This window comes from Bacillus cereus group sp. BfR-BA-01311, assembly GCF_022664295.1.
GTDB lineage: Bacteria > Bacillota > Bacilli > Bacillales > Bacillaceae_G > Bacillus_A > Bacillus_A cereus.
Window position 1 is genome coordinate 1 of sequence record NZ_JAKUHC010000003.1, and the last position, 12,980, is coordinate 12,980.

A 12,980-nucleotide genomic window follows, 5' to 3' on the forward strand; every position below is an offset into this window, starting at 1 on the left:
GGTTTCACTTCTGGCTCCTTCGGCTCTTTCGGATCTTCCGGTTTCACTTCTGGCTCCTTCGGCTCTTTCGGATCTTCTGGTTTCACTTCTGGCTCCTTCGGTTCTTTCGGATCTTCCGGTTTCACTTCTGGCTCCTTCGGTTCTTTCGGATCTTCTGGTATCTTAAAATCTTCTTTTATTTTCGGTAAAATTGTAACTGTAGGCTCAAGTGGCGGATTTATTTTATCGTCCACTACTGCTTTATTTGTTATCCCTTTACTCGGCGCTTCTTTTACCTTCGCTTTAAAAATAATACTACGTTCTTTCGTATCTGTAATTTCTAGATACTTGGCGATTACTTTTCCAAACTCCATTTTTAACTCTATTGGATTTGGCTCAGCCCCTTCAAATCTAATACTACCTTGCACGTATTCTAAACCGGCTGGAATTTCATCTTCTATTGTAACTACATCTAGTTTTCCGTTTTCCACCGTATTTTTGAAGCTAATTCGGTATTCTACTTCTTCTCCTAGCTTTGGCTCTTTATTACTTACTGTCTTCGCTGCTGTTAACTTACCATCTTTATATTCTGGCTTTATTTTCGCTGTCGGTTCTATAACTGGATGTTTCGGATCATCCACTTCAATAATCGCTTTATTTGTTATTTCTCCTCCAACTTTTGCTGTTTCTTTTACCTTTACTTTAAAGATGACACTTCTTTCTTTCGTATCCGTAATTTCTGGATACTTCACTGTTACTTTTCCATTCTCTACTTTAAGTTCTGTAGGCACAGGCTTATCACCTACGGCCTCCAGACTATCTTTCACATACTCTAAACCAGACGGAATTTCATCTTCAATCTTTACATCAACTAACTTCCCGCCATCTACTGTGCCGTTAAAAGTAATTCGATATTCAATTTCTTCCCCTAGCTTTGGTTCATGATTACTTACTTCTTTCCTTGCCTCTAGTTTCCCATCTTTATATTGCGGTGTGATTGGTATAAGTGACTCAACTGGCGGCGTCGTCGGATTATTATCATCAACAATCGCCTTGTTTACAATCTCTTTTCCTACTTGTACCGTCTCTTGTACTCTCACTTTAAAGATGATACTTCTTTTTTTCGTATCCGTAATTTCTGGATACTTTGCTGTTACTTTTCCATTCTCTACTTTCAGTTCCACCGGATGTGGTTCCGGCCCATCAGACTTTATACTATCTTGTACATATTCTAAACCGGCTGGAATTTCATCTTCTACCTTTACCTCAGTTAGTTTTCCGTTCTCTACCGTATTTTCAAAGCTAATTCGATATTCTACTTCTTCTCCTAACTTTGGTTCATGATTACTTACTGTTTTTTCTGCTTGTAATGCACCATCTTTATATTGAGGCTGAATAGAGATATTCGGTTGCTCTGGTGGATTTATTGTATCTTCCACAATCGCCTTGTTCACAATCTCTTCGCCTACTTTAGCTTTTTCTTTCACTTTCACTTTAAAGACGATACTTCTTTCTTTCATATCCGTAATTTCTGGATATTCCGCAAGGACGGTTCCGTTTTTCACTTTCACATACAACGGTTTCGGATTCTCTCCCTCGGCTCTTTCACTACCTTCTACAAACTCTAAGCCAGTTGGTAATTCATCCTTAATCTTCACCTTCGCTACTTTTCCATGCTCTACTACGTTACGGAAAGTAATTCGATACTCTACTTCTTCTCCTAATTTTGGAGCTGGATTATTTACTGTTTTCTCAGCTTTTAGTTTTCCGTCCTTATACTCCGGCGTAATAATCGCTTCTGGTTTTTGCGGCGGATTCTTCGGATTGTCATCATCCACAATTGCCGTATTCACGATTTTCTTACCGACTTTTGCTACTTCCGTTACTTTCACTTTAAAGATAATACTACGCTCAGCTGTATCAGTAATATTTTCATACTTCGCTGTAATTTTCCCAGCTTCTTCTTTTAACTCTACTGGCGCTGGCTCATTACCTTCTGATTTTAAACTATCCTTCACATACTCTAAACCAGTTGGTAATTGATCCTCAATTTTCACTTCTGCTAGTTTTCCGTTTTCTACCGTATTTTTAAAACTAATTCGGTACTCTACTTCTTCTCCTAGCTTTGGATCTTTTTTATTTACCTTTTTATCAGCTTTAACTTTACCGTCTTTATGCTGCGGGGTAATTTCTACTTCTGGTCGCTCTGGTGGATTTTTTGTATCATCAACAATTGCTTTATTTACAATTGCTTTGTCCACTTCAACAGAATCTTTCACCTTCACTTTAAAGATAATGCTTCTTTCTTTCATGTCAGTGATATTTTCATACTTCGCACTAACCTTACCAGCTTCTTCTTTCAACTCTACTGGTGCTGGCTTATCACCTTCTGCTTTTAGACTATCTTTCACATACTCTAAACCAGACGGAATTTCATCCTCAATTTTCACCTCTGCCAGTTTTCCATCTTTCACCGTATTATTAAATGAAATTCGGTATTCGATTTCTTCCCCTAGCTTCGGTTTATGATTATTCACCTTTTTATGAGTAGCAATTTTACCGTCTTTATATTGCGGTGTAATTTTTGCTGTCGGATCAATTACTGGATGGTTCGGATCATCAACATGGATAATCGCTTTATTTGTGATGTCTTTACCTATTGCAACTGAATCTTTCACCTTCACTTTAAAGACGATACTTCTTTCTTTCGTATCCATAATCTCTGAATACTTTGCCATTACCTTACCATTTTCTACTTTCAACTCCACTGGTTTTGGCTCTTCACCTTCAGCCTTTTCGCTTCCTTCTACAAACTCTAATCCAGCTGGAATTTCATCTTCTATTTTTACCTCTGCTAGTTTTCCATCTTTCACCGTATTATTAAAAATAATTCGATATTCGATTTCCTCACCTAACTTCGGTTCATGATTACTTACTTCTTTTCTTGCCTCAATTTTCCCATCTTTATATTGTGGTGTAATCGGTACATAAGGCTCTTCTGGCAGATTCTTTGTATCATCTACAATTGCCTCATTTACGATTTCTTCTCCCACTTTTACGCTTTCTTTTACCTTCGCTTTAAAGACAATACTTCTTTCCTCTGTATCTGTAATTTCTGGATACTTTGCCATTACCTTATTATTTTTCACCTGTAGCTCTACTGGTTTCGGTTTAGAACCTTCTGCTGTGATGCTGCCTTCTACATACTCTAAACCATTTGGTAATGTATCCTTTATATTTACCTCTACTAGTTTTCCGTTTTCTACCGTGTTTTTAAAACTAATTCGGTATTCTACTTCTTCTCCTAGTTTCGGTTTATGATTATTTGCTACTTTCTGCGCAGCAATTTTACCATCTTTATATTGCGGAGTAATTTCCACATGAGGCTCTTCTGGCTTATTTTTTGTATCTACTACGATTGCTTTATTAACAATCTCCTTACCTATTTCTACCTCTTCTTTTACTTTCACTTTAAAGATAATACTTCTTTCTTTTGTATCGGTAATTTCTAGATACTTTGCCATTACCTTACCGTTTTCAAATTTCAATTCTACTGGACTAGGCTTAGATCCTTCTGCTTGTAAACTGTTCTCCATGTACTCTAATCCAGCTGGAATTTCATCTTCTACTGTAACCTCTACTAGTTTTCCGTTTTCTACCGTGTTTTTAAAACTAATTCGGTATTCTACTTCTTCTCCTAATTTCGGTTTTTTATTGTTTACAAATTTCTCTGCTTTAAGCTTACCGTCTTTATATTCTGGCGTAATTGTTACTTCTGAAGTTGTTGGATCTTTTGTATCATCAACAACTACTTTATTGACAATGCCTTCACCAACCTTAAATTCTTCTTTTACTTTCGCTTTAAAGACGATACTTCTTTCTTCTGTATCCGTAATTTCTGGATATTTTGCGATTACTTTTCCATCTTTCACTTTCAGTTCTACCGGATCTGGCTTAGAACCTTCTGCTCGTAAACTATCTTTCACATACTCTAATCCATTTGGTAAATCGTCTTCTATTTTTAACTCTGCTAGCTTTCCGTTTTCTACCGTATTTTTAAAGCTAATTCGGTATTCCACTTCTTCTCCTAACTTCGGCGTTTCATTATTTACCGTCTTCTTCGCTTCCACTTTTCCGTCTTTATGCTGTGGAGTAATTTCTGCCGTCGGTGTTTCTGGCTCATTTTTCGTATCATCAATAATTGCTTTATTGACGATTTTTTTACCGACTTTCACTTCATCTTTTACTTTCACTTTAAAAGTGATACTTCTTTCTTCTGTATCCGTAATCTCTGGATACTTCGCCATTACCTTACCATTTTCCACTTTCAATTCTACTGGATCCGGCTTAGAACCTTCTGCTTTCACACTGTTTTCTACGTACTCTAAACCTTCGGGTAAAGTATCTTCTATTTTCACCTCTGCTAGTTTTCCAGCTTCTACCGTGTTTTTAAAACTAATTCGGTATTCTACTTCTTCTCCTAACTTCGGCGTTTCATTATTTACCGTCTTCTTCGCTTTCACTTTTCCGTCTTTATGTTGCGGAATAATTTCTGCTGTCGGTGTTTCTGGCGGATGTTTCGTATCGCTCACAATCGCTTCATTAACAATTGAATCGCTCACTTTACCTTTTACTTTCACTTTAAAGGTAATACTTCTCTCTTTTGTATCTGTAATCTCAGGATACTTTGCCATTACCTTACCGTTTTCAAATTTCAATTCCACTGGATCTGGCTTAGAACCTTCTGCTTTTACACTATCTTTCACATACTCTAATCCATTAGGTAAATCATCTTCTATTTTTACCTCTGTTAGCTTTCCATGTTCTACCGTATTTTTAAAGCTGATTCGGTATTCCACTTCTTCTCCTAACTTCGGCGTTTCATTATTTACCATCTTTTTCGCTTCAAGTTTTCCATCTTTATACTGAGGAATAATTTCCGCTGTCGGATTAACTGGCTTGTTTTGTGAATCATCAATAGTTGCTTTATTAATGATTTTTTTACCAACTGTTACTTCTTCTTTTACTTTCACTTTAAAAACGATACTTCTTTCTTCTGTATCCATAATTTCTGGATATTTTGCCATTACCTTACCGTTTTCAAATTTCAGCTCTACTGAATCTGTTCCGGCACCTTCTGCTTTCAAACTATTTTCTACATACTCTAAACCTTCTGGTAAAGTATCCTCTATTATCACGTCTGTTAGCTTTCCGTACTTAACCGTATTTTTCATACTAATTCGGTATTCTACTTCTTCTCCTAACTTCGGTGTTTCATTATTTACGATTTTCTTCGCTTTAATTTTTCCATCTTTGTGTAATGGTGTGATTTTTGCTTCTGGTTCTTTCGGATGCTTCATATCATCAACAATTGCTTTATTGATGATTTCCTTACCTACTTCCGCTTCTTCCTTCACCTTTACCTTAAAGACAATACTTCTTTCTTTCATATCTGTAATATTGTCGTATTCAGCAATGACTTTTCCATCTTTCACACTTAACTTTAATGGAGCTGGTTTATCACCTTCAGCCTTTTCACTGCCTTTTACATACTCTAAACCGTTAGGAATTGTATCCTCTATCGTTACCTTTTCTAGTTTTCCGTTTTCTACCGTATTTTTAAAGCTAATTCGGTATTCTACTTCTTCTCCTAGTTTTGGTGATAGATTATCTACTGTCTTCTTCGAATCAATTATTCCATCCTTATGTTGCGGAGTAATTCTTTCTTCCGGCTCAATCGGTGGATTTTTCGTATCATCAACAATTGCTTTATTGACAATCTCTTTATCTACTTTTGCTTCTTCCTTCACCTTTACTTTAAAGACGATACTTCTTTCTTTCATATCCATAATATCGATATACTTAGCTTTGATTATTCCATTTTCAACAGCTAATTCTACTGGTCCAGGTGCTTCTCCTTCGGCCTTGATACTATTTTCTACATATTCAAGACCTTTTGGAATTGTATCTTCCACTCGCACCTCTTCAAGTTTTCCGTTCTCAACCGTATTATGAAAACTAATGCGGTACTCGATTTCCTCGCCTAACTTTGGCTTCTTATTATTAACTACCTTTGTAGCAGCAATTTCACCTTTTTTACTTTGCGGTGTAATAACAACCTTTGATTCAACAGGCTCATTTTTCGGATCTTTTGCAATTGCTTTATTTACGATTGCCTCCCCTACTTTTGCCGAATCTTTTACTTTCACTTTAAAAACAATACTTCTTTTTTCTGTATCCGTAATTTCTGGATACTTTGCCATTACTTTGCCGTCTTCCACTTTTAGTTCTACTGGCTCTGGTTTTATACCTTCAGCTTTCAAACTATCTTTCACGTATTCAACACCTTTAGGTAGTGTATCTTCTACTAGCACCTTTTCTAGTTTTCCGTTTTCTACCGTATTATAAAATGTAATTCGGTATTCCACTTCTTCTCCTAGTTTTGGTGTTTGATTCGTTACGCTTTTTTCAACATCCACTTTACCGTATTTATAATCCGGCGTAATCTTTTCTTCTGGATGCTCAGTTTGTCCATTCGGCTCACTCACAACCGCTTTATTAACAATCGTTTCTCCGGCTTTTGCCTCTTCTTTTACTTTCACTTTAAAGGCAATGCTTCGCTCTTTTGTATCCGTAATCTCTGGATATTTTGCGATTACCTTACCATTTTCTACTTTTAACTCTACTGGATTTGGTTCAGCACCTTCAGCTCTCTCACTGCCTTGAACAAATTCTAAGTTAGCTGGAATTTCATCTTCTATTGTAACTGCATCTAGTTTTCCGTTTTCCACCGTATTTTGGAAGCTAATTTGATATTCAAATTCTTCTCCTAGCTTTGGCTTCTTATTTGTTGCTTTTTTCTTTGCAGCAATTTTACCGGCCTTATGCTGTGGTGTAATCTTCTCTTCTAGATTCTTTGGTGGATTTGTTTTATCACTAACGGTTGCTTTATTAACAATTTCTTCACCAATTTTTGCAGTTTCTTTTACTTTTGTTTTAAAGACGATACTTCTTTCTTCCATATCCATAATTTCTGGATACTTTGCAATTACTTTTCCATTTTCAAACTTCAGCTCTACTGGCTCTGGTTTTGCACCTTCTGCTTTCAAACTATCTTTCACGTATTCAAGATTGCTTGGTAATTCATCTTCAATGGTTAATACATCTAGACGTCCATCTTTTGTCTTATTTTTAAATGTAATACGATACTCTACCTCGTCACCTAGCTTCGGTGTTTTATTAGATGCTATTTTTTTAGCTTCTATTTCTCCCGGAACTTCTTTTGGAGTAGTAACCGGAACATTTGCCTCATCTTCGGTTTCATACTTTATCTCGGCGCTATCTTCTCCCTTTACAACAACAATATTTTTTATTGTTGTGTCTGATTTTATAGATTCTTTCGCTTTTACTTTGAATGTAATAACGGCACTTTCCCCCGGCTTTAAAACACCGCCGTCTTTAGCATTAGCACCTTCACCAACACGGAAATCAATTTGATTATTTACAAACTCCGCTTCATCATCGCTTGCATCATCTGTTTTATTTCCTTTATTACTTCCAGAAATATATTGTATAGATCCCGGAACATACTCTAAACGATCATCTAATTTATCAAAACCTTTTACATTCGATACCGGCGCTTGATTATTTTTCGTATCATTTTTCACTTCAATTTGATACGTAAACTCTTCACCAGCTTTAATTTCCTTAATTTCTTTACCGGTACTATCTAATGCCTTTTTATCAACTTGTAAGTTTGGAGCATTATGTTCTGTAACAAATGTGGCGTTGTTTAATACGTAAATATCACCAGTACCAGCATATGCTCTAAAACGCATTTTTCCTTCTTTCAAATCATTCTTTACTTGAGTCGGTCCTTCAAGATGATACGTATGAATGTCAGTACTGAATGAATTTGTCCAATCCGGGTTATATCCTGGATATTTTTTTGTAACAAACTCGTTAGTACCGTCTACTTGTACTTCTGTCATAGAAGAATCATTCGCATCATTATCTTTACCGTTAATATTTTTTATCTTTATATATCCAGCGCCAAAATCATATTCTCCATAATCATAGGCATATCCATCTTTCTCAGCTGGATCACCTTGCGATGAAAAATAACTAAATTTTGCTTTAAAAGCACCTTCTTTTGGTGTGTTTATTTTATTAACACTAATATCTGTCCAGGCTGTACTTTTTTGAGAGACTAGCCCTTCCCAAATCTTCATATCTTTTACGGTTTCTTTATGGTTTTCATAAACTAATATAAGATTCCAGTTGCCCCAGTAGTAACCACTGCCTTTTTCAAATTTAATTTGTGGCACATTCGCAACTGTCACCGTTTGAGAAATACCTTGCTGTGCAATTACATTTGTTACGTCAGCATATGCAACATAACCGGCACCAGCACCCGAGTAATTTGAAATATACGGTAAATAATCCGCTTTTCGTATACTATCAGCACTTACTTCAGCGTATCCTTTATTCCCCATTTTCATTTTAACGGGCTCTCTTACATCTGCATCGCTAACTCTATACTCTTTAGATGGATAAGTTGGCGTTCCCATAGCTGCTGTCCAAAATAAATAAGCCTTTTTCACTTTACTTCCAGCAGGAATGTTAGGAAAAGCTCCTGTTGACGAATTAAAAGTACTATCATCGTTATCAACGTCCACAGTCATTTTATTCGTCTTATACCCCAGACTTTGTCTGCCATAATGATCGGTCGTCAAACCAAGTGTTACATTACCAGTCTGTACTAAATTACCAGCAGTAATTGTAGAATACAGTGGATCTCCAAATCCTTGCTTATCCCCTGTTTGCATTTGAACCTTCGAAGCATTCTCTGATGCAGCTTGTACTTCTGCAACACTCTGCTTTACTGCCTCTTTTTCTGGCTGTTTCTCAGCTTCGGTTACTGGTTGTTTTGGTAGTTCTGTTTTTGATGTAGGGTTATTTTTATCTTCCACAGATACTTTTAGCTTTTCATCAACTTTTTTAATTGTATTATTAGCTGATGGGCCAACTTCTTTCTTACTACTGTCAGCCTCCTCATCGGCATTAGCTGCTACCTTTTCTTCAGAAGGGATTCCCTCAACATCTACAGACATGTTTCCTATTTGTACTTGATCTTTTTGCACACTAATCTTTTGTTTGTATTCTTTATTAAAATGCTGCGTGCGGCTAGCCTTTATTAGCACCGTCATTTTTTCGTGTGATTTTAAATCTCGAATTTTAAGATTAGAAGAAAGAAGTTTTCCTCCCTTATCTTTTTCTTCTACATAGAAATCCGCTACTTTATTTTCAGGTAACTTCTCTCCGTTTACTTTCACAGATTGCGAGAGGAACGTAATTTCATTTTCATTACTTTGTTTAAGCACCAATTCTTGAATTGGTGTATCTCCCGTATTTTCAATCGTATATTGAAAAACGTGCTCCCTCTTAGCTACTTCCCCCTTATATATTTCGGCATTTACTTGCTCTGCCTTAATTTTCACATCATTTCCTTGTAACTCATCCCAGCTTTTTTTATTTATCTCTGCAAAAGCACTGGGTGAAGGCAATATGATGGATAGGAGAAGTGTGATCATTGTTACGACATTAAAACACTTCAATACTTGTTTCATATTTTCTACCTTTCTCCTTTCTATATGCTTGCTATCCGTCTACTTAATTTCGTAGCCGTATACATAGCAATATATATCCACTCGCAACAATCCGACCTACGAAAATGTATCGTTGAAATCCCAATGTCAACAATATAAATCTCATAGAATATTACTATTTTAATTTATCAAAAATAGCATATATATATCGGACACTTATACAAACCTTCACCATTTTTTAACATAGTAAAAAATGCCCTATTGTATAGGTTTATATAACAGTTTAAGGATACACAAAAAGCTTAACATATCTCTTAATCTATTCATACATACAATAGAAATTTTACCATTTTTAGTAATTTCAGTTTGTTATTTATGATTAAAATTTTCAAAAAACAATAACCGTTACATGTAAAAATATGTTATATTATTGAGGAACATATGTTCTTATTTTAAAGGAGGAATTTGTAATGATAAACGAACCCATTATCGTAAAAAAAGAAGCTTTCCAAGCAATCGGCGTTTCGATTACGACGACTAACGAAAGAGAGGCATCTACTGAAGGAAAAATTCCCGAGCTCTGGAACCGATACTTTCAAGAACAAATGATGCATCACATCCCAAACCAAAAAACGAAAGCAACATTTGCTTTCTACTCAAACTACGAATCAGATGAAACTGGTACATATACATTCACAATCGGTACGACCGTTTCTTCATTAGAAGACGTTCCTGAAAATATGACAACTTTAACAATACCTGCTGCTACATATGCGGTATTTATAACGAGAAAGGGACCAGTTGCTGAAGTCGTTTGCGAAGCTTGGGAATATATTTGGCAATGGTCGAAAGAAAATAAACGTGCCTTCACAACAGACTTCGAGCTTTACGACGAAAGAGCATTAGACCCAAATCATGCACAATTGGATATTTATATTGCGTTAGCCTAAAAAAAGATGCCCATTCGGCATCTTTTTTTGTCGTTAAATAGCTACTGGGCAAATTCATTATTATTGTCTACAATGAGAAAGTGCAGTATAGAAATATTAGAAACTGTATAAAGTGAAACTATAATCAGTGGGGGCATCTCCCATTAAGTATTAGCCCTCACCAATCGGGCGTTTACTGGTTTTTTAGTTTAAATTTGTCACATAGAAAGGAAGCAATATGGAGGAACTACAACAAAATAAAACTGCTTTAGAAGGAAGCGGAAAACCGTTATTAAAAAATACGAATTTCCTTTTTCTTTGGGCAGCTACTCTTTTTTCAAGCTTTGCTTTAGCCTTTTTTACTTTTTCACAAACGTGGTACATAGCAAAAACATTAAACCTTGAAGCTTCACTCGGTGTTGTTTTCGTAGCTCTTAGTGTTCCAAGGCTTATTTTTATGATTATCGGCGGCGCTGTAGCTGATAAATTCCCGAAAAAAAATATTATGTTTTACTCCAATATTATTCGAGCGATTCTTGTCGCAACCATTCTCACATGGTTTATCGTTGGTGATGTAACACTATATACATTTGCTTTATTCGCTTTATTCTTTGGACTTGCTGATGCTTTTTTCTGGTCAGCAGATGGATCTATCTTACCTGAATTGGTAGAAAAAAGCCGGTTAACACAAGCGAATTCACTTACACAAATGACGAACCAAGCATCGGTCATCTTAGGCCCTGTACTTGGCGGAATTCTGATCAAATTTACAAACTACGAGACAATATTTTCTATTACAATTTTATTACTGATTGTCGCAGCCATACTCGTTCAAAAAATACAATTTACGATGCCAGAACTAAAAGATACAGATAAAGGTATGTTCACTTCCATTAAAGAAGGAATCTTATATGTAAAGGAATCGCCATTCCTTTCAACTTTCCTTATTTGTAGCGCTTTTTTAAACTTATTTTTAATCGGCCCGATGCAAGTTGGTTTCCCGCTTTTTGTTAAAAACGTGCTGCATGGTGATTCGCTCCAGTTTAGTTACTTAGAAGCGTCTGTCGGCGGCGGAATGGCAATCGGTGCGGTCATTGTCGGTTTAAAAAATATTAATCGTAGACGCGGTCTATTTTGCATTATCATGATGCTACTGTCTGGTGTCTTCTTCTTATCCATCAACTTTAGTACCGTACTATGGCAAGCATTATTAGCTGGCATGTTTTACGGTATTACAATCGCAATGGCTATCGTTCCACTGATGGCGATGATTCAATCGACAGTAAAAGAAGAAATGATGGGGCGCGTAATGAGTTTGCTTATGCTATCATCAATGGGCTTTATCCCGCTTTCTTATGCATTCACATCCATCGCGCTTGCAATAGGAATTCCAATCGTAACCGTTATGAAAAGCGGTGCAATAGCTGTTATCGTCTTCGTACTATTTGTAGCGATTCGTGTTCCAGTTGTAAGGAAGTTCGATTAGCTAATTAGAGTCATGTATTATACACATGGCTCTTTTTTGAATGGATCAAATAGTGATATTCCCTTACTTCTCCTTAATGCTGCTCCCCATTCTAATCCAACCTCTAAAAATAAATCTCGCACTGTACTGTATAAAAGTGCCCCAATGTCTTTACGAATTTCCCCATATTTATATGCCCTTACAACACTTTTCACACGCCAAATTAAATTTCCATACACTTCTTCGTCAGCTAATATTTGCTCTAGTAAAACACCTTGTTCTAGTAACCCACTCTTTTTATATGCAAGCTCCACCTTACTCCAAAATATATTAATTTTCTTCGGATTACTCGTCATCGGCAGAAGTGCATATATAAAAGGCTTCGGTATATCATGACGGCAATACGTCTCATCAAGCTCGTACGTTCCTTTTCTTTTCTCTTTTATTTGTGGAATGTTTTTAGAAAGAATTGTTTCCCCAGCGCTTTTTTGCTCATTTTTACTACAGCCAGTTGCATTATCCTCACTTTTACAAGCGGACATTTGCATACGGTCATCCATGCGGTCAATCGCAGATGTAAGAAATACATATAAGTTCGCACTATACCCACCGCGCTTATGTCTCTCTTTTGTTGCAACACGCTTTATAATTCCTAGTTCCTCTAACTTTGCAATTGAACGGCGTACTGTACGAATACTCTTTCCAACATTCGTCGCAATCGTCTCCATTAACGGACAAGCGACCCCTACTGTTTTTTGTTTCTCATTCACCGCATACTTTCCTAAAAAATGAATAATGGTAGCATCCGTTTTATTTAATTGAAATCGATAATATTTCAAAACTTGTTTTTGATATGTATTAAACTCTTCTTTACTTTGAAATTCACTATATGGTTTCATTAAATTATATAAGCTTCCCATTTTTATCACCTCACTTATAAATAAGAGGCAGGAAGAAAAATTGGCGTGATAGTTAATATTTTTTATTGGAGATGAAAAT

Annotated in this window: 4 protein-coding genes; 2 read left to right on the forward strand and 2 right to left on the reverse strand. The window is 36.1% G+C overall.

Annotation, left to right across the window (positions count from 1 at the left end):
• A partial coding sequence (locus MR136_RS07950; RefSeq protein ID WP_242259310.1) for an isopeptide-forming domain-containing fimbrial protein occupies positions 1 to 9,608 on the reverse strand: 9,608 nt, incomplete at its 3' end.
• A gap of 449 nt (positions 9,609 to 10,057) precedes the next feature.
• Here MR136_RS07950 and MR136_RS07955 point away from each other — a divergent pair.
• The gene (locus MR136_RS07955; RefSeq protein ID WP_242259311.1) at positions 10,058 to 10,537 is read left to right on the forward strand and encodes a GyrI-like domain-containing protein; all 480 of its coding nucleotides are present in this window, start codon (positions 10,058 to 10,060) and stop codon (positions 10,535 to 10,537) included.
• A gap of 217 nt (positions 10,538 to 10,754) precedes the next feature.
• The gene (locus MR136_RS07960; protein WP_000391929.1) at positions 10,755 to 12,002 is read left to right on the forward strand and encodes an MFS transporter; all 1,248 of its coding nucleotides are present in this window, start codon (positions 10,755 to 10,757) and stop codon (positions 12,000 to 12,002) included.
• A gap of 17 nt (positions 12,003 to 12,019) precedes the next feature.
• Here MR136_RS07960 and MR136_RS07965 read toward each other — a convergent pair whose 3' ends face one another.
• Positions 12,020 to 12,901, reverse strand: coding sequence for a helix-turn-helix domain-containing protein (locus MR136_RS07965; protein WP_088338247.1), 882 nt, complete (start codon positions 12,899 to 12,901; stop codon positions 12,020 to 12,022).
• Positions 12,902 to 12,980 lie beyond the last annotated feature (79 nt).